The sequence below is a fragment of the Brachybacterium sacelli genome (assembly GCF_017876545.1).
GTDB lineage: Bacteria > Actinomycetota > Actinomycetes > Actinomycetales > Dermabacteraceae > Brachybacterium > Brachybacterium sacelli.
In genome coordinates this window covers 1,084,412-1,103,274 of sequence record NZ_JAGIOD010000002.1, presented here as the reverse complement: position 1 = coordinate 1,103,274, position 18,863 = coordinate 1,084,412, and the positions used below count along the sequence as shown (strand labels likewise).

The following is an 18,863-nucleotide window of genomic DNA, read 5'->3' as shown; positions in this document are numbered from 1 at the left end:
TGTACGACCGGATCGGCGGCGGCCTCGTCAGCTCGCGACGCGCTCGGCCCAGGTGGGAGCCACCCGCAGCAGCGCCTCGAGGGCGCCCTCGTCGAGCAGGGTGGAGCGGTCGGGCTGGGCCGAGGGGTCGACCTTCCCGGCATGGACGGCGTGCGCGGCACCGGTGTGGGCGAGCAAGGTGCATCCCGCGGCGTCGGCGTCGCTGTGGCCGAGGCGGTTCCAGATGCTCAGCATCGTCTCCAGCTCGGGGGCGAGCTTCCCGCCGGGGCGCGGGTCCACGACCAGTTCGAAGCGGCAGCCGTCATCGTGCGCTTCCGCGATGCCCTCCCACAGGGCGCGACCCTCCGCGGTCTCCAGGGTCGGCATGCGGCGGGGACCGATGGCCATGCGCCGGATCCCGGCGTCCCGGGCGGCGCGCAGCAGTCGGACGTCCGCGCCGACGCCGAGGGTGATCGCATCGGCGTCCAGGCCGTGATCCATCAGGGCCGCCGACAGGCTGCGCCACAGCATCCCGATCTCGGGCGCCGGGGTCGCCGGGTAGTGACGACGCCCCGAGGGCGTCGGGATCCGTCCCTCGTGGACACCGGCGACGGCGTCCTCGCGCAGCAGCAGGTGGGGCCGGGCACCGGGGACGCGTTCACGCAGCTCCTCGAGGTGGTCGATCAGACCCTCGGCCAGCAGCATCGGCAGGTCGCGCACGGCCCCGCGGTCGCCCAGGGTGCGCTCGCCGGAGTTCAGGAAGGTGGCGGCGGAGAGAGTGGCCGGGCCGAGCGCGGTCGTCATCAGCGGCCCCTCGTAGCCGAGCAGGGCGATCCGGGCCGCATCGAGGGTCCGCGTGCGCAGCTCACGGGCGTGCTGCCAGGCGCGACCGATGCCGGGACCGAGCCGCCAGCCGTAGCTGACCAGGTCGCCGGTGGTCTCGGCGAGCAGCGCGAGGGTGGCCGGCAGCGTGTGGTCGGTCTCGTCGATGCCGAGTGCGGAGGGGAGGTAGAGCCGGGTGGCGATCTGCTCCTCGAGATCGTCGCCCAGCAGGGCACGCAGTCGCATCAGCGCGGCCAGGTGCGGATCCTCGGGCAGCTCGTGGCGGGCGTCCTCGGACGCGCTGGGCGCACGGAAGGTGCCGTCCCCGGTGAGGGTGACCAGTGGTGTCATGCGCGACGCTCCAGGGTGGCGGCGGCGAGCACGCGGTCGCCGTCGTACAGGACGAGGGTCTGGCCGGGCGCGACGCCGCGGATCGGGGTCTCCAGGCCCACGCGGAGGCTCGAGGGCGCGGAGGACTCTGCCGACGGCTCTGCCGCGGCGGCGGGGACCTCGAGGACCCGGGCAGCGATCGCCTCGCCGTGTGCCCGGATCTGGGCGCGCACCTCGCGGCCGGGGGCCAGCGGCTCGAAGGAGATCACGTCGGTGGCGAGGAGCTCGCGGGTCGAGAGCAGCTCGGCGGCGCCGACGACGACCTGGCGGGAGTCGGGATCGATGTCGACCACGTACCGCGGGGCCCCGTCGGCGGCGGGGTGCTGGAGGCCCAGTCCCTTGCGCTGACCGATCGTGAATCCGTGGGTGCCCTGGTGCGTGCCGAGCACGGTGCCGTCGTCGTCGAGGATCTCCCCGGGCGACTGACCGAGAGCGCGCTCGAGGAAGCCGCGGGTGTCGCCGTCGGCCACGAAGCAGATGTCGTAGCTGTCGGGCTTGGTCGAGACACCCAGTCCGCGCGAGCGCGCCTCGGCCCGCACCTCGTCCTTGGTCTCGTACTCCCCGAGCGGGAACAGCGAGCGGCCGACGGCGTCCGGGCCCATCACGGCCAGGACGTAGGACTGGTCCTTGGCCAGGTTCCGGGAGCGGTGCAGCGAGGGGGCCCCGCCCGGACCGTCGGTGCGCAGGGAGGCGTAATGACCGGTGCACACGGCGTCGAAGCCGAGCAGGGTGGCGCGCTCCAGGAGGGAGGCGAACTTGATGCGCTCGTTGCAGCGCACGCAGGGGTTGGGGGTGCGCCCGGCCGCGTATTCGGACAGGAAATCCTCCACGACCAGGTCGTGGAAGTCGTCGGAGAGGTCCCAGACGTAGTACGGGATGCCGATGCGATCGGCCGCCCGGCGGGCGTCGGAGGCGTCCTCGACGGTGCAGCATCCGCGGGATCCGCTGCGGGTCTGGTCCCGGTTCTTCGACAGCGCCATGTGGACGCCGACCACCTCGTGACCGGCCTCGGCCGCGCGCGCCGCGGCGACGGCGGAGTCGACGCCGCCGCTCATGGCTGCCAGCACCTTCATCCTTCGGCCACCTCCTTGATGCGCACCCATCGAGTGTACGGACGGCGGAGGCCCCGGTCAGGTGTCCCGGACGTGAGATGCGCCCCGGTGAGCGGCTGTGTCTCGAGCCGCTGAGGGTCAGCCGAACAGGGCTCCCACGGCCCGCGCCCGGCTCAGCGATTCCGGCAGGGCGCGCAACAGCACCTCCACGTCGTGCTCGGTGCTGGTCCAGCCCAGCGACAGCCGCAGGGCGCCGCGCGCCTGAGCATCGGTCATGCCCATCGCCGCGAGCACGGGGCTGGCCTGGGTGACGCCGGCCGAGCACGCCGAGCCCGCGGAGGAGTCCACCCCCCGCTCGTCCAGCAGGAACAGCAGCGAGTCGGAGTCCGCGCCCGGGAACACCACGTGCACGATATGGCCGGACTGGGGGGAGTCCTCCGCGAGGGTGAAGCGCGCATCGGGATCGATCGCGAGGATGCCTTCGCGCAGTCGCCGCGCCAGTCCCCGCACCCGGACGTTCTCCTGTTCCCGCTCCTCGAGCGTCGCGCGCAGCGCCGCGGCGAAGGCGGCCGCATGGGCGAGGTCCAGCGTCCCCGAGCGCACTCCACGCTGCTGACCCCCGCCGGTGCTGGCCACCCCGAAGGGCACTTCGGGCTTCGCGACCAGGACACCCACCCCGACCGGGGCGCCGATCTTGTGCCCGGACAGCGACAGCAGGTCGACGTCGTTCCAGGAGGGAAGATCGGCGTGGCCCACGCCCTGGACCGCATCGGTGTGCACGAGCGTGCCGTGGGGCCGGGCGAGCGCGGCGAGGGCGGCCAGGTCCTGCCGCGCGCCGGTCTCGTTGTTCACCAGCGCCGCGCTGAGCACGCCCACCGCACCGTCGGCCAGCTGCTGCGCGGCATCGTCGGCGCGCAGGACGCCGCGGGAGTCCACGGGCAGCGTGCGCGCCCGGATCGCGGGCGTGAGCCCGGCCAGCGAGCGAGCGGTGGCGATGACCGCGGGATGGTCCGTGGCCGCGACCGCCACCGCCGTGCGGCTCGGGTCCGCCGCGAGGGCTCCGAGGGCGACCGCGCGGATCGCCAGGTTGTCCGCCTCGGTGCCGCCGGAGGTCATGATCAGCCAGCTGCGCGGCACCCCGAGCAGCTCCGCGATCGCCTCCAGCGCGTCGTCGAGCACGGCTCGGGCCCGTCGCCCCGAGGCATGCACCGAGGAGGGATTGCCCCGCACGGTCGACGCCTCGAGGAAGGCCTCGCGCGCGACCGGGCGCATCACCGTGGTGGCGGCATGGTCGAGATACGCGCGGTGCTCCTCCGGGGTGCCGCCGGGCGACCCGCAGTCCGCCGCCGCGTTCACCACGGCTTGTTCGGGTCCTGCTGGGAACCCTCGTCCTGCTGCTCGCCGTCGCCGCCCTGGGCGTCCTTGTTGCGCTCCTCCAGCTCGTCCTCCTTCTTCTGCTGCTCGCCGTCGCCCTCGGTCGGGGCTTCCTCCGGGTCGCCCTCGCCCTCGGGGTCCTCGCGCTTGGGCTCGCCGGGGTCCTGGGGAGCGCCGCCCTCCCCCTCGTCCTCGCCCTGCTGGCCCTGCTCGCCCTGCTCGCCGCGATCGTCCGGGTCGTTCCCGGCCTCCTCGTCGGCCTCGCGGCGCTTCTCCTCCACGCGCTCGCCGTTGTCCTCGGTGGTCTCGGACTCCTCGTTGCCGGAGCCGCCGCCCTGGCCGCCTTCGCCCTCACCGCCACCGCCGCCTCCACCGCAGACGGCCAGCATCTCCTCGGCCTCGTGGAGCCGGTCGGCGCGCTGCTGCGGATCCTCGATCTGGTCGGCCTGACGTTCGATCGAGATCGCGAGGTTGTTGATGATCTTGCACTGTGCGTGCAGCGGCGAGTTGAGGTCGCTGTGGCTCTCCCACTCACTCATCGAGGTGCGCAGCTCCTCCTCGGCCGCTGCGTCCTCCCCCTGCTGCAGCAGGTCGGTGCCCTTGGACAGATGCGGCAGGTACGGTTCGAACCAGTTCGCGAACTCCACCGGAGCCAGTCGCTCGATCGCCGTGGGGTAGTCCTCCGCCTGGTAGGCGGACTGGTGCGTGGCCTGCGTGATCGGCATCGACAGGAACTTCACGGCGAGCAGGGCCAGCAGCAGGATCGGGATCGCGAGCACGGCGAAGACGATGATCCTGGTCCGGCGCAGCCGCCGGACGTTCAGCCCGAAGTCCTTGGGGCTGCCAACGGCGTCCTGCGACAGCGCCGGCGGCGTCGGATCGGCGTCGTCCCCGGTGCGCGGCTTCTCGCTCAGCGGTGTGCTCATCTCTGCGCTCCTGAGATGTCGTGGCGATCCAGCTTACGCGGCAGGCGGTAGGTCATCTCCCCCAGCTCCCAGATCAGCAGGGCCGCCAGCGGGATCGAGGCGATCCAGTACCAGTCCTGGAAGCTGGTCACGTCACGGGAGGATTCGACGGGGATCGGCCGCAGCGTGATGCCGTCCATGGTCCCCTCGATCTCGGCCTCGGGATCGTCGCGGTGGATGTAGGGCACACCCATGTCGGAGGCGATGGTCTGCAGCTGCTCCTCGTCGATCGAGGAGATGCCCTGCTGGCCGTCCGGACCGGTGATGTACTCGCCGTCCTGCGGCCCGCCGTTGGCCTTCATCGGCCCGCCCTCGGCGGTGCCGTAGCCGAGCACCGCCCCGGCGTCGATGTAGCCGGCGGCCTGGCTGAAGGACTCCGACTCCTTCTCGTCGGTGTTCTCCCCGTCGGAGAGGAAGTAGACCAGGGTCTGCGACTCGGGGTCCTCGCGCTGGGTCGCGGAGAGCTCGACCAGGAGGGACTCCAGCGGCCGGTCCACGTTCGATCCCTGCGAGTACGCGGTGGGCTCGGTGGTCAGCGTGTCGATCCAGGCCGTGGCGGCCCCCGCGTCGGTGGTCAGCGGCAGCTGCTGGGTGGCTGTGGAGTCGAAGGCGATGACCGAGTAGCGCGAACCCTCGGTCTGGTCCATGATGCGCTTCATGTCGGCCTTGACGCCCTCGAGCCGCGGCTGGTCGCCCGCGTAGTCCTCGGCGTTCATCGAACCGGTGCGGTCCACGACGAAGAAGACGTTGGCGTTCATCCGCTCGGTCTGCTCACTGTCCAGCGGCGTCACCGGTCGCAGCGCGACCATCAGCAGCAGCACCACCATCAGCCCACGACGCAGCCACGCCACGCGCTGGCGGGGCCGACGGATCAGCAGCACGCCGCAGACGATCAGCATCGCGCCGAACAACGGGATGATCGCCCACAGGGGCATGAGGTACTCCAGGCGCATCAGCGTGCCCTCCATCCCAGCACCAGGATGCCGACCAGCGAGAGGAAGGTCAGCACGAACCCGACGGCCGGGTGGTCGGTCCGTACCACGGTCGGCTCCGCTCCCATCGCCTTGGCCTGCGTCTTCTGGATCTCGTCGATGATCGACGGGATCGCGTTCGGGTCCGAGGACTCGTAGAGCTCACCGTCCTGGTCCTCGGTCGCCGTCTTCAGCTCCTCGAAGCACTGGGGACCGCACTCGTAGGCCCCCGGGTAGAACGTGTACAGGTCGATCTCGCGCGCGGCGACCGACTCGGTGGCCTCCTGCAGGGTGTAGATCGGCTCCCCGTTGACCTCGTTGTCGGTGGCCAGGATGATCGAGCGCGAGCGATCCTCCTCCGCCTGGTCGAACACCTGGCCGCAGGAGGCCAGACCGTCCGGGACCACCGAGGCCTCGTCGGCGATGCCGCGGGTGCCCTCGACGAAGTCCACGTACTTGCGCACCTTCTCGTCCGAGTAGTCGCGGTTGCCCAGGCGGTAACCGAACTCGTCGAAGTCGATCGCCTCGGCGCCCTCCTGGAGCTCGCGCTTGATCAGGTCGTAGTCGTTGGTCAAGGGGAAGACGGTGCGGCTGGTCGAGTTGAAGATCGTCAGCGCCACCCGCTCCCCCTGGAAGGAGTCGACCATCTCGGCGAAGGTGGCCAGGATCTCGGTGTCGTACTCGTACATCGACCCGGACACGTCCAGGCACAGCACGATGTCACGGGAGGAGAAGTCCGGGGTCTCGATCCTTTCGGTGGAGATCCGCCCGGAGAGGACGGAGGCCGCGACGACGCCGAGCACGGCTATGCCGACCTGCAGGACGCGCACCACCTTCGCCACCCGCTGGGCGCGCACGAAGCTGGGGATGCGGTCGAGGTACTGCGAGTTGGCCACCAGGACCGGCGCCTTGCGCATCGCGCGGCGGTTCCAGAACGTGATCGCCCAGACGGCGAGCGCCGCGAGCAGCAGCAGGGCCGTGACCCACCAGAACGTCATGACCATCGTCGGATCACCTCCCTCGCGCGGCGCACGGAGTCACGCAGCTCGGCGTCCGAGGCCTTCGCGAAATCGGGTTCGTACAGGTCGGCGATGAGCTGCCCCACCTCGCGGGTGCGTGGATCCGCCATGATCGTGGACATGTCCTGGCTGGTCACATCGTGTCCGGAGGTGCGGCGCACGAAACGGCGCATGATGCCCGTGAGCTCGTGGTGGCCCTCTCGCGCCTCGACCTCCCCCGCCTCGTGGCGGTCGGCGACGTCGTTGACGGCGCGCAGGAACTCGGCCTTGAGGACGTCGACGTCACCGGGGCGGGACCGGTAGGCGATCCGCTTCTCGATCGCCCGGGTGATCTTCAAGGTCCCCACGATGAGGGCGGTGATCACCAGGATGCACAGCACTGCCAGGATCACCCAGGCCACGGAGTACTGGGGCGGATCGATGATCTCCGGCGGGGCGGGCTCGGCCAGCAGGGCCACCGGGCCCGTCAGCTCAGGCACGCGCATGGCGGTACTCCCTGGACTGCAGCATGGCGATCATGTCCTCGACCACCGTGGTCTCGCCGCTGGTGATCATGTGGCTGACGTGCAGGCGGTCGAGCATCTCGGTGATGCCCTCACGGCGAGCCCGCCGGTAGGCCGCGACGTCCTGCGCCACCCGCTTCGAGGAGCGGGCCATCGCACCCACCTCCCGCGGGGTGTCGACGTCCACCACGTCGTGGTCCAGTTCGCCGCTCTGCAGCGGATCGGCGTCGGCGATGCGGATCACGAGGACGTCGTGCCGGGTGGTCAGCCGCCGCAGCAGCGTGAAGTCCTCGACCGTCGGATGCGCCTCGTCGGTGATGATCGTCATCAGCGTGGAGTGGGAGGTGACGCGGAAGGCGCGCTCGAGCAGCCAGGAGCTGTCGGCGGTCGGGGCCGCGGTGGTGGTGGCCTGCTGCACGCTGCGCAGCAGCAGCTCCAGATGCCCGTCGCTCGAGCGCGAGGGAAGCTGGACGGGACGGTTGTCATTGCCCGCGACCAGGCCCACCAGGTCACCGTTCTTCTGGGCGAGGAAGCAGACCATGCCGGCCGCGAGGATCATCGCCTCCCGCTTGGAGGTGCCGTCGGCGGCGGTCGCAGCCATCGCCGAGGAGGTGTCCGCGACGATCGAGAGGTGGCGCACCCGCTCCTCGTTGAACCGCCGGATCAGCGGTTCCCCGGAGCGCGCCGTGGCCTTCCAGTCGATCTCGGAGATCTTGTCGCCGGGCTGGTAGTACTTCAGGTCGTCGAAGTCCTCGCCGCTGCCCTTGAACAGCGAGCGCCCGCGGCCCTGGATCAGGCCGCGCGCCCGGTTCGAGGTGTGCAGGTCGACCCGGGCCTTGACCCGGGTCAGCAGGGAGGTCGCCATGCCGTGCTCTCCGTGATCCGGGGCGCTCAGGGCATCGGCACGGCGTGGAACACCGCATCGATGATCTGTTCGGGCTTGATCCCGCTGGCCAGGGCATCGAAGGTGAGGACGAGGCGGTGACGCAGCACCCCGTAGCGCATCGCCCGGACGTCGTCGGGCGTGACGTAGTCGCGTCCGTTCAGCAGGGCGTGGGCCTGGCCCACGCGCATCAGCGCGAGGGAGCCGCGAGGGCTCGCCCCGACGCGCACCGACTGCGTCAGGTTCGGCACCGGGCGCGGGCCGGAGCCACGGGTCGTGAAGACCAGGTCGATGATGTAGCGCTTCACGGCTGGGTCGACGTAGACCTGATCGACCATCGCCTGCAGGAAGCGCACGTCCTCGAGGGTCACCGTGCCGACGGCCTGGCGCGGCCCGGTCAGGCTGCCCGCCGTGGAGCGGTCCAGGATCTCGTGCTCCTCGCCGGGGCGCGGGTAGGTCAGGATCTCCTTCATGAGGAAGCGGTCCATCTGCGCCTCGGGCAGGACGTAGGTGCCCTCCTCCTCGATCGGGTTCTGGGTGGCCAGCACCATGAACGGCTCGGGAAGGCGGTACACCTCCCCGCCGATCGAGGTCTGCCGCTCCTGCATCGCCTCGAGCATGGCGGACTGGGTCTTCGCGCTGGAACGGTTGATCTCGTCCAGCAGCACGACGTTGGCGTGCACCGGCCCCAGCTGGGTGGTGAAGGTGCCGGAGCCGTAGTTGAAGATCTGGGTGCCGAGGATGTCGTTGGGCATCAGGTCCGGCGTGCACTGGATGCGCGCGAAGGAGCCGGTGATCGAGGAGGCCAGCGCGCTCGCCGCGGTCGTCTTGGCCAGGCCCGGCACGGATTCCAGCAGCACGTGCCCGCCGGCTGCGAGCGCTCCGACCAGGGTCATGCGCAGGTTCTCCTGCCCGACCACGCGGGACTGGAACACCTGGGAGATGGTCGAGATGACCGATCCCGAGCGCTCGAGGTCCCCCGGGGAGATCGCGGAGGAGGTCGGCGCGAATTCGCCGGGGCGGCGCTGCGGGCCACCCTGCCCCGGGGCCGGGCCCTGCGCGGCGGGCGCTCCCGGCGGTCCCTGCGGCGCGCTCTGCGGGCTCGGCGGCTGGTTGGGTGGATTGCTCATGCGCTGCGGCTCCCCCGTCGTGCGTTCGACTCGTTCTGCTCGTGCGAGCTGGACCATGGCCCCGCTCCGGCCCCTCCCCCGTGGCGGCCGGAGGCCGAGGCCGGCCGCATGACCGTGACGGTGCCGGTCGGTCCCCCGACGGCGGAGCACGACGACACCGCACCGATCCTAACGGCACCTGGCGGCGAGGGGCGATCGGACGCCCCGGCGCGCCCCGCCGGGGCGACACCGCGCGGATCCACCGGATCCTCATCACCGGGCCGCGCCGTCCGCCAGCGGCTATCGTGAGGACCGTCACCGCGTCCGTCCCCGACACCGAGGTGTCAGGCAGGAGAGGCCATGTCCCCGACCACTGACCGCACCGGACTGGAGGGCGGCGTGGGCCGCATCCCGATCATGGACGTGCAGCCCGTCGTCGACGGCGGCCGCTTCCCGGCCTCCTGCGTCGAGGGCGAGACGATCACCGTGGGGGCCAACGCCTTCCGCGAGGGGCACGATGCGATGGGCGTCCACGCGGTGCTGCTCGGCCCCGACGGCGCCGAGCAGCGAGTGCCTCTGGCCTCCGTGAACCCGGGACTGGACCTCTGGGAGGCCGAGGTGCGGCCGGACCGCATCGGCCACTGGTCCTTCCGGGTCGAGGCGTTCTCCGCCCCCTACGAGAGCTGGGCGCACACCGCCGAGGTGAAGATCCCCGCCGGGATCGACGTCGACCTCGTGTGCGCCGAGGGTGCGAAGGTGCTGGCGAGGGTGCTGACCGAGGTCGAGGACGGCACCCGGCCCCGCACCGACGCTCCGGTGGTGCAGGCGGCGCTGGACTCCCTGCGCGCCCCCGGTCTGCCGGCCGCCGCGCGGGTCGCCCCGGCACTGGCCGCGGACCTTCGCGCGCTGCTGGCCCTGCGGCCGCTGCGCGAGGGTGTCACGGTCGCTGGGCCGTACCGGCTGATCGTGCACCGCCGCCGCGCGCTGTACGGCTCCTGGTACGAGTTCTTCCCGCGCTCGGAGGGCGCGCGCTTCGATCCTGAACAGGGATGGGTCTCGGGCACCCTGCGCACCGCCGCGCGCTCGCTGGAGCGGATCGCACGGATGGGCTTCGACGTCGCCTACCTCACGCCGATCCATCCGATCGGCACCACCTTCCGCAAGGGCCGCAACAACACTCTCGACCCGCGTCCGGGCGATCCCGGCTCCCCCTACGCGATCGGCTCGCCCGACGGCGGTCACGAGGCGATCCACCCCGACCTGGGCACCCTGGAGGACTTCGACACCTTCGTCGGCCGTGCACGGGAGCTGGGGCTCGAGGTGGCCCTCGACATCGCGCTGCAGTGCTCCCCCGACCATCCCTGGGTGCGTGAGCATCCCGAGTGGTTCACCGTCCGCGCCGACGGGACCATCGCCTACGCCGAGAACCCGCCGAAGAAGTACCAGGACATCTATCCGCTCAGCTTCGAGTCCGACTACGAGGGTCTGTACGCGGCGATCCGCGACCTGCTCGAGCACTGGGTCGCCCACGGGGTGACCCTTTTCCGGATCGACAACCCCCACACCAAACCGGTGCGGTTCTGGGAGGAGCTGCTGGCGGAGTTCGACGAGAAGCACCCCGAGGTCGTCTTCCTCGCGGAGGCGTTCACCCGGCCCACGATGATGCACACCTTGGGCAAGGTGGGCTACCACCAGAGCTACACCTACTTCACCTGGCGCGAGACCGCGGCGGACCTGCGCGAGTACCTCGAGGAGCTGGTGGAGGCCGCCCCCTACATGCGGCCCAGCTTCTGGCCGACCACCCACGACATCCTCACCCCGTTCATGACCTCCGGGGGCCGACGGGCCTTCGCGCTGCGCGCGATCCTCGCGGCCACGCTGGTGCCCACCTGGGGCATCTACTCCGGGTACGAGCTGGTCGAGGACGTGCCGCGGCCCGGTGCGCAGGAGCAGATCGACAACGAGAAGTACGAGTACAGACCACGCGACTTCACCGGCGCCCTCACGGACGGCACCAGTCTCGAACCGCTGCTGAGCGACCTCAACCGCATCCGGCGCGAGCATCCGGCGCTGCAGACGCTGAGGACGATCCGCTTCCACGAGACCGACGACGAGCAGGTCCTGGCCTTCTCCAAGCATCTCGACGCCGCCGCCAGCGGCACCGGCGCCCTCGACACCGTGCTGGTGATCTCCCTGACCGCGCACGACCGGGACGCCTGGACCACCGTGCACCTGGACCTCCTCGCCCTCGGCCTGGACCCGGAGGAGCCCGTCGCCTTCGAGGTCGAGGACCTGCTGACCGGCGAACGGTTCACCTGGGGCCCCGACCCCTACGTCATCCTCAGCGCCACCGACCGGCCCGCGCACGTCCTGCGGATCATCCACCCCGAGGAGAGCTGACATGGCTGAGAAGTCCGACCCCGCCTCGTCCCCGCCCCCCGGGAGCTCCGACGGGCCGACGATCATGCCGCTGGGCGTGCACGAGCTCGGTTCCACCGCGACCGGCAGCTACCACGACCCCCATTCGGTGCTCGGGGCGCACGAGTACCAGGGGGCCGTGACCGTGCGCACGCTCAGGCCCTTCGCCCGCGCCGTCGAGGTGGTCCTGCCCGACGGCAGCTCCCGCTCCCTCGAGCACGAGTACGACGGGATCTGGGTCGCCGCCCTCGACCTGCCCGCGCCGGTGGTTTACACCGTGCGGGTCACCTGGGCAGAGGGCGAGGACCCCGTCGAGCTCCAGGAGCCCTACCGCTTCTTGCCCACCGTCGGGGAGCTCGACCTCCATCTCATCCACGAGGGCCGGCACGAGGAGCTGTGGCGGGCGCTCGGCGCCCATGTGCGCACCCTCGAGGAGGTCGAGGGAACCTCCTTCGCCGTCTGGGCGCCGAACGCCCGTGCGGTGCAGGTCGTCGGCGCCTTCAACGGCTGGGAGGGACGCGGCCACGCGCTGCGCAGCCTCGGTGCCTCGGGCGTGTGGGAGATCTTCGTGCCCGGCATCGGCGACGGCGAGACCTACAAGTTCCGCCTGCTGGGAGCCGACGGCACCTGGAGCGACCGGGCGGATCCGATGGCCCGCCGGGCCGAGGTGCCGCCTGCGACCGGCTCGGTGGTGACCACGAGCGGCTTCGAATGGACCGACGAGCACTGGCTCGCCGAGCGCGCCGCGCACGAACCCGTCAGCTCGCGGATGTCGATCTACGAGCTGCACCTGCCCAGCTGGCGGCCCGGGCTGGGCTACCGGTCGCTGGCCACCGAGCTGGTCGAGTACGTCACCGAGATGGGCTTCACCCACGTCGAGCTCATGCCGCTGGCGGAGCATCCCTTCGGCGGCTCCTGGGGCTACCAGGTCACCGGCTATTACGCCCCGACCTCGCGCCTGGGCTCCCCCGACGAGCTGCGCCACCTGATCGATGCGCTGCACGGCGCCGGTATCGGGGTGATCATGGACTGGGTCCCCGCCCACTTCCCCAAGGACGAGTGGGCGCTGGCCCGCTTCGATGGCACGCCGCTGTACGAGCACGCCGATCCCCGGCGCGGGGAGCATCCGGACTGGGGCACCCTGGTGTTCGATACCGGGCGGCACGAGGTGCGCAACTTCCTGGTCTCCAACGCGTGCTACTGGCTCGAGGAGTTCCACGTCGACGGCCTGCGGGTCGACGCCGTCGCCTCCATGCTCTACCTCGACTATTCACGCGAGGACGGCCAATGGATCCCCAACCGTCACGGCGGGCGCGAGGACCTCGAGAACATCGCGTTCCTCCAGGAGGCCACCGCCACCGCGACCAAGCGGGCCCCGGGCATCGTGATGATCGCCGAGGAGTCCACCTCCTTCCCCGGAGTCACCCGCGGCACCGACACCGGCGGGCTCGGTTTCGGTTTCAAATGGACCATGGGCTGGATGCACGACACCCTGGAGTACCTCGGCCAGGACCCCGTCAACCGCCAGCACCGCCATGGCGAGCTGACCTTCTCGATGGTCTACCAGTACTCCGAGAACTTCCTGCTGCCGATCAGCCACGACGAGGTGGTCCACGGCAAGGGCTCCCTGCTGCGCAAGGCCCCCGGCGACGACTGGCAGCAGGCGGCGTCGCTGCGCACCTACCTCGCCCTGCAGTGGACCCATCCCGGCAAGCAGCTGTTGTTCATGGGCAGCGAGTTCGCCCAGGGCACGGAATGGTCCGAGCAGGCCGGACTGCCGTGGTGGCTGCTGGAGTACCCGCTGCACCGCGGCGCCCAGCAGCTGGTCAAGGACCTCAACGCCCTCCAGGCCGAGCTGCCCGCGCTGTACGAGCGCGACCAGGATCCGGGCGGCTTCGAGTGGCTGATCGGCGACGACGCCGGCCACAACACGATCTCCTTCGTGCGCCGCGACGACGAGGGGAGCCCGGTGGTGGCAGTGCTGAACTTCGCCCCTCAGCCGTGGCACGACTACCGGGTGCCGCTGCCCGAGGGCGGGATCTGGCTCGAGCTGCTGAGCACCGACGCCCCCGTCTACGGGGGCAGCGGGATCGGCAATCTCGGGCGGGTCCATGCCGAGCCCCTGGCCCTGCACGGACGCGACCACTCGGTGCGGTTGTCGGTGCCGCCGCTGGGCGCGGTGATCCTGGCCCCCGAGCGACTGCGCGAGGACTGAACGGGCCCCGGCCCGCCCAGACGGCCCGGGCTCGTCAGAAGAGCAGGTTGGCGAGCCGCTTGCGGGCGGCGGCGACCCGAGGGTCCTCGGGACCGGCCACCTCGAACAGGTCCAGCAGCCGGGCACGGATCGCGTCCTTCGTCTCCTGGTCGGCCCCGCGCAGGTGGTCGAGCAGCCGGGTGAAGGCGTCGTCGATGTGGCCGCCGAGCATGTCCAGGTCAGCGACCAGCAGCTGGGCGGCGAGGTCCGACGGCTTCTCCGCGGCGTCCTGGCGAACGGTGTCCGCGTCGATTCCCTGGGTGCGCCGCATCAGACCCACCGCCGCCAGACCGGCCTTGGCCTCGCCGTCCGCCGGCGACTCCTTCAGCTGCTTCTCGTAGGCCGCCGTGGCCCCTTCGAGATCCCCCTTCTCGATCGCCTCGTAGGCCTCGGCGATCAGTGGGGGGAGCGGCTTCTCGGCCGCGGCCTCCTCCTCGCCCTCGGGCACGGAGACCTCCAGGCCCTGCTGCTTCGCGAGCTCGAGCACCTGCGTGAGCAGGTTGTCGACCTCCGCATCCGGCAGCACGGACTGCACGATGGGCTGGATCTGGCCGAGTATCAGCAGCAGCAGCGTCGGCAGCTGCTGGACACGCAGGGCGGCGGCCACCCGCTGCTGGGTGTCGGCGTCGACGACGGCCAGACGGACCGCGCCGCCCTGGGCGTCGACGGCGCGGCGCAGGGAGGCGAGGAACTGCTCGCTGTCGGGGACGCGCGAGCTGGTCACGAGCATCAGGGTCGGGATCGTCTGCGAATCGGCGACCAGCTGCTCGAGCCCCTGCTCGGTGACGGCCACCTCATGCGCGGAGGCGGCGCCGGCCCCGGCGGACTGCCCGCCGGGAGCACCCCCGGCGGGCTGCTTGAGCGCGGCGAGATCGATGATGCCGTACGGATCGGTCACAGGTGAGCTCCTTCGACGAAGTCGGGACGCCGACAGTCTAGGGAGTCCGCGCCGATGGTGCGGGCGCGCCGCGGCGGCAGCACGCGACGCGGCCGTCTCACGGCATCACTCCGCGGTGGCCCCGAGGATCGTCAGGCTCGCCCCGATCGGCTGGATCGGAGCATCGGCGTCCTTCGGAGGGATGTACAGCGCGACGTGGATGCCGAAGGAGCGGACGAACTCCTCGGTGAACTCGTGCGTGCCGGCCACCTTGGTGTAGGCGTCCTCCTCGTAGCGCACGGTCGCACCGTCCTGGACGGTCATCTTGCGACTCGACCTCATGGTGCCCATCACGAGGGCACCCCCGTCGTCGGTGCGCAGACCCGCGAACTCCTCGTCGTGGACCGCGTAGGTCTCCCGGATGGTCGCGGCCTCGTCCTTCTCCACGCCCTCGTTCAGCTGAGTGCGCTCGGCCTGGATCTGCTCGTGCCGGCTGGTCTTGAAGGGATCCTCCGCGATCTGCTGGTCCGGATCGCCCTTCGCCCCGTCGGTGAGGGTCTTCGCGTACAGTTCCAGCGCCTCGGCGGGGGTCATCAGCAGGCCGTCGGCGTCGGTCGCGACGTTCTCGGCGCCGACTCGGGCGTCGGACACGCTCGGCATCTCGACACCGGACAGCTGCTTGGCCCATCCCCAGGAGGTGTAGGGCGAGTGGGCGTCGGCCTGCTGCAGCGCGACGAAGTGGCGCAGGCCCTCCGTCTCGTCGTCCTCGACCAGGGCGATGGACACGCGCGGGAACCCGGCAGTCACCGTGGTCAGGGGCACGGTCAGCGTCGCGCCGGGAACGTCGAGGAACTTCGCCAGCCCCTTGGACGTCGAGATCGATTCGTAGGCGGCCTGGCGGAAGTGCACCGCGGAGCCGGACACCCGGGGGGCGAGCTCCTTCGACTTCTTGGCCTTGTCCGCGGCCATCACATCGGCGTTCACCTCGCTGACCACCGTGGTCAGCTGCTCGGTGGTGTTCTGCGGGGTCGGCTGAGAAGCCTTCGGACCCTGCGGGGGCGCGGGCGGCGGCTCCGGCTCGGAGCCGCAGGCGGCGAGGAAGCCGGTGGTGAGCAGGGATCCCGCTCCCAGGAGGAGGCCACGGCGGGCGAGGGGTCGGCTGGTCATCTGGGGGTCCTTCCGCACGGTGGGGCGCTGTCTCCGGGTGCTCATCGCCCCTCCTCGCGGTGGGGATCGTCCCCACCCGTCGACTCGTCCTCGAAGGCGTCGAGGGTCTCGGTATCGTCCTCGGAGGCGGGCGCGAGGGTCTCGGTCGCGGGCTCGGCGGTGCCCTCGTCGTCACTGGCCGGGTCCGCCTCGGCGGGACCAGCGGCGTCCTCGTCGAGATCGGAGGTGTCGGCGGCCGCGGCGGTGGCCTGGGACTCTCCCTCGACCGCCTCGGGCGCGAGGTCCTCGTCCTCGTCCTCGAGGAGTTCCTCCTCGTCGCGACGGCGGCCGCCGATCGAGACCACCAGCAGCACCAGGCCGATCACGGCGATCGCGGCGCCGCCGGCGTAGGCGTAGGGGACCCACTGGTTCTCGTCGTCCACGGGCCAGGTGATCGAGACGGATTCGGCGCCGGGCTCGGTGCCGTCGGTGACGATCATGAGGGCGCGGTAGACCTGCTTGTTCTCCCCGTGCTCCTGGGCCGCGAAGTCGGCGATGTCGAGCGTGTACGGCGAGGGCCCGGTCTCGACGGTGCGCCACAGGTCGGACTCGGTGGGGCTGTTCAGCTCGGTCGCCCCGTCGGCGTTGACCGCCTCGGTCTCCAGAGTCGTCCAGTCGCTCGCGCCGGTGATACGGGTGTACGCGGTGTCCTCGAGGTAGGCCTCGAGATCGCTGTTGTCGGCCGTGATCAGCGAGACGTCCGAGGCGCCCTCGATCGTCACCTCACCCTCCATACCGCCCACGTAGAGCACGCCCGGGTCGATGACCACGGCAGGGCCGGGGTCGCTCAGCTCGACCGTGGCAGTGGTCTCGGCGGCGGGTGCCCAGGTGGTCTCGCCGAGGCGGCCCAGCACCAGTCCGATCAGTCCGATCAGGACCAGGAGCACGGCGAGGAGTCGTTTCACGATGGGTTCTTCCTTCGAGGGGGCCCGGAGCGGGCCCGAGCAGGTGACCTCCCCACGATAGGTGCGGCCCATCTCGCGCGACAGGGGCGCGTGACCATGTCCACCCAGGTGAAGGGATTCTCATCCTCCTCTCATGTCCGGCCCAGAGGCCCCCGTGACGTACCCTGGAGCGGTGCGTCTCGTCGTTGCTCGTTGTTCCGTCGACTACACCGGTCGGCTCACCGCCCATCTCCCGCTGGCTCCGCGTCTGCTGATCGTCAAGGCCGACGGCAGCGTGCTGATCCACTCGGACGGGGGCAGCTACAAGCCGTTGAACTGGATGAGTCCGCCGTGCACCCTGCGCACCACGACCCGCAGCGCCGAGGAGGCCGCGGACGATCCCGAGGGAGCGTGGATCGAGCAGTGGGACGTCCTCCACGACAAGTCCGGCGACCGCCTGCGGGTGCGGGTGTACGAGACGCTCGAGGACACCAGCCACGAGCTCGGCATCGACCCCGGGCTGCAGAAGGACGGCATCGAGGCGCATCTGCAAGTCCTGCTCGCCGAGAACATCGAGACCCTCGGCGACGGCTGGTCGCTGGTGCGCCGTGAGTACGGCACCGCGATCGGGCCGGTGGACATCCTGGCCCGTGACGCCGACGGCGCCGCCGTGGCCATCGAGATCAAGCGGCGCGGCGAGATCGACGGCGTCGAACAGCTGACGCGCTACCTCGAGCTGCTCAACCGCGACCCCCTGCTCGCCCCCGTGCGCGGCATCTTCGCTGCCCAGGCCATCAAACCGCAGGCCCGCGTGCTCGCGGGCGACCGCGGCATCGACTGCGTGACGCTGGACTACGACGCGCTGCGCGGGATCGACGACGTCGCCTCCCGGCTGTTCTGACCCCTCCACCCCCAGGAGTCCCCATGCCCGAGGCCACCGAGGACCTCTCCCCCGCCCCGCTGTCCGTCGAGCTCGCGCTGCACGGCACCGCTGTGCTCGAGCAGGGCGTGGTGCCCGATGCCCTGGTGCTGATCGCCGGCGGTGACATCCTCTGGGCAGGCCCCGCCGCGACCGCCCCACCCCATGCGGCCGTGCAGACCCTCACGCACGACGGAATGATCCTGCCGGGCCTGGTGGACCTCCACTGCCACGGCGGCGGCGGGGTCTCCTTCCCCGACTCCCCCTCCGCCGAGGAGATGCTGGCCGCGGTGCACGAGCATCGCCGCCACGGGACCACCTCACTGGTCGCCTCGCTGGTCACCGCCGATGCCGCGACCCTTCGGGAGCGCGTCGGGGAGCTGGCCCTGCTCGCGGCCGACGGCGAGATCGCCGCGATCCACCTCGAGGGCCCGTTCCTCTCGAGTGCGCGGCGCGGCGCCCAGAACCCGGAGCACATCACCGGCGGGGACGCGGACCTGGTGCGCGAGCTCGCGCACCTCGCCGGCGGGGCGCTGGCGACCATGACCGTCGCCCCCGAGACATCCGATGCCGACGAGGTGATCCACGCTCTCGCCGAGGTCGGGGCGGTGCCCTCACTGGGCCATACCGACGGTTCGAGCACCCAGATGAGCGAGGCCGTCGCGCTCTCGGCGGCGGCGCTGCGCCGGGAGCACGGCCGCTCCCCGCGCCCCACCGCCACCCACCTCTTCAACGGGATGCGCCCCGTCCATCACCGGGATCCTGGCCCCGCCTTCGCGGCCCTCGACGCCGCTGCCCGCGGGCAGCTGGTGGTCGAGGTGATCGCCGACGGAGCGCACCTGGACGCCCGCACCGTCGCGCACGTCTTCTCCGTCGCGGCCGACAACGCAGTGGCGCTGGTGACCGATGCGATGGCGGCAGCCGGGATGCCCGACGGGCAGTACCGGCTGGGGGCGCTGGACGTCACGGTCGCCGAGGGTGTGGCGACGCTGAGCGGCCAGTCCGCGATCGCCGGGGGCACCGCGCACCTGCTGGAGGTGGTGCGCCATGCGGTGCTCGAGGCCGGGGTGGACCTGGTGCGGGCGGTGCGCGCGGCCTCGGTGGTCCCGGCCGCCGTGCTGGGGATGCAGGACAGGGTCGGTGCGCTCGCGGCCGGTTGCCGCGCCGATGCGGTGCTGGTGGACGACCGGCTGCGCGCGGTCACGGTGCTGCGCGCCGGGGAGCGCGTCGAGTCCTGA

The 18,863-nt window shown here is 71.4% G+C and carries 16 protein-coding genes; 4 read left to right on the top strand and 12 right to left on the bottom strand.

Annotated features, from left to right (window positions below; genetic code table 11):
- Positions 1-27: 27 nt before the first annotated feature.
- From JOF43_RS19375 to JOF43_RS19335, 9 genes are all read right to left on the bottom strand, one after another.
- Positions 28-1,152: a hypothetical protein gene (locus JOF43_RS19375; RefSeq protein ID WP_209904789.1), complete on the bottom strand. Its 1,125-nt coding sequence runs from the start codon at positions 1,150-1,152 to the stop codon at positions 28-30.
- Entirely contained in the window at positions 1,149-2,264 is a 1,116-nt protein-coding gene (gene mnmA / locus JOF43_RS19370) for a tRNA 2-thiouridine(34) synthase MnmA (protein WP_209904787.1), read from the bottom strand. The genes JOF43_RS19375 and mnmA overlap by 4 nt, the downstream gene beginning before the upstream one ends.
- Before the next feature lie 117 nt (positions 2,265-2,381).
- On the bottom strand, positions 2,382-3,602 hold the full coding sequence (locus JOF43_RS19365; protein ID WP_342592235.1) for a cysteine desulfurase family protein: 1,221 nt from the start codon (positions 3,600-3,602) through the stop codon (positions 2,382-2,384).
- A complete protein-coding gene (locus tag JOF43_RS19360; protein ID WP_209904785.1) occupies positions 3,596-4,543 on the bottom strand; it encodes a hypothetical protein in 948 nt (315 codons plus the stop codon). The genes JOF43_RS19365 and JOF43_RS19360 overlap by 7 nt, the downstream gene beginning before the upstream one ends.
- Entirely contained in the window at positions 4,540-5,550 is a 1,011-nt protein-coding gene (locus JOF43_RS19355) for a VWA domain-containing protein (RefSeq protein WP_245354617.1), read from the bottom strand. The genes JOF43_RS19360 and JOF43_RS19355 overlap by 4 nt, the downstream gene beginning before the upstream one ends.
- Complete coding sequence (locus tag JOF43_RS19350; protein ID WP_209904783.1) at positions 5,535-6,557, bottom strand: vWA domain-containing protein; 1,023 nt, start codon at positions 6,555-6,557, stop codon at positions 5,535-5,537. The genes JOF43_RS19355 and JOF43_RS19350 overlap by 16 nt, the downstream gene beginning before the upstream one ends.
- Positions 6,548-7,057, bottom strand: a complete 510-nt coding sequence (locus JOF43_RS19345; protein WP_209904781.1) for a hypothetical protein — start codon at positions 7,055-7,057, stop codon at positions 6,548-6,550. The genes JOF43_RS19350 and JOF43_RS19345 overlap by 10 nt, the downstream gene beginning before the upstream one ends.
- Entirely contained in the window at positions 7,044-7,940 is an 897-nt protein-coding gene (locus JOF43_RS19340; RefSeq protein ID WP_209904778.1) for a DUF58 domain-containing protein, read from the bottom strand. Before JOF43_RS19340 ends, JOF43_RS19345 begins: the two co-directional genes overlap by 14 nt.
- A 26-nt stretch (positions 7,941-7,966) precedes the next feature.
- On the bottom strand, positions 7,967-9,088 hold the full coding sequence (locus tag JOF43_RS19335; protein ID WP_245354616.1) for an AAA family ATPase: 1,122 nt from the start codon (positions 9,086-9,088) through the stop codon (positions 7,967-7,969).
- A 339-nt stretch (positions 9,089-9,427) separates the two neighbouring features.
- Between JOF43_RS19335 and JOF43_RS19330 the strand changes: the two genes are divergently transcribed.
- Complete coding sequence (locus JOF43_RS19330) at positions 9,428-11,467, top strand: alpha-1,4-glucan--maltose-1-phosphate maltosyltransferase (RefSeq protein WP_209904776.1); 2,040 nt, start codon at positions 9,428-9,430, stop codon at positions 11,465-11,467.
- Position 11,468: 1 nt separating this feature from the next.
- Positions 11,469-13,700 carry a 1,4-alpha-glucan branching protein GlgB gene (gene glgB, locus JOF43_RS19325; RefSeq protein ID WP_209904774.1) on the top strand — a complete coding sequence of 744 codons (2,232 nt, stop codon included), beginning with the start codon at positions 11,469-11,471 and terminating at the stop codon, positions 13,698-13,700.
- A 34-nt stretch (positions 13,701-13,734) separates the two neighbouring features.
- On the opposite strand, the gene JOF43_RS19320 is transcribed toward glgB, so the two are convergent.
- From JOF43_RS19320 to JOF43_RS19310, 3 genes are all read right to left on the bottom strand, one after another.
- Complete coding sequence (locus JOF43_RS19320; protein WP_209904772.1) at positions 13,735-14,637, bottom strand: co-chaperone YbbN; 903 nt, start codon at positions 14,635-14,637, stop codon at positions 13,735-13,737.
- A 105-nt stretch (positions 14,638-14,742) separates the two neighbouring features.
- Positions 14,743-15,828: a DUF8094 domain-containing protein gene (locus JOF43_RS19315; protein ID WP_209904770.1), complete on the bottom strand. Its 1,086-nt coding sequence runs from the start codon at positions 15,826-15,828 to the stop codon at positions 14,743-14,745.
- Complete coding sequence (locus tag JOF43_RS19310; protein WP_342592234.1) at positions 15,825-16,727, bottom strand: hypothetical protein; 903 nt, start codon at positions 16,725-16,727, stop codon at positions 15,825-15,827. Before JOF43_RS19310 ends, JOF43_RS19315 begins: the two co-directional genes overlap by 4 nt.
- Positions 16,728-16,899: 172 nt before the next feature.
- Between JOF43_RS19310 and nucS the strand changes: the two genes are divergently transcribed.
- Positions 16,900-17,607 carry an endonuclease NucS gene (gene nucS, locus JOF43_RS19305; RefSeq protein WP_209904768.1) on the top strand — a complete coding sequence of 236 codons (708 nt, stop codon included), beginning with the start codon at positions 16,900-16,902 and terminating at the stop codon, positions 17,605-17,607.
- A gap of 23 nt (positions 17,608-17,630) precedes the next feature.
- On the top strand, positions 17,631-18,863 hold the full coding sequence (locus JOF43_RS19300; RefSeq protein WP_209904766.1) for an N-acetylglucosamine-6-phosphate deacetylase: 1,233 nt from the start codon (positions 17,631-17,633) through the stop codon (positions 18,861-18,863).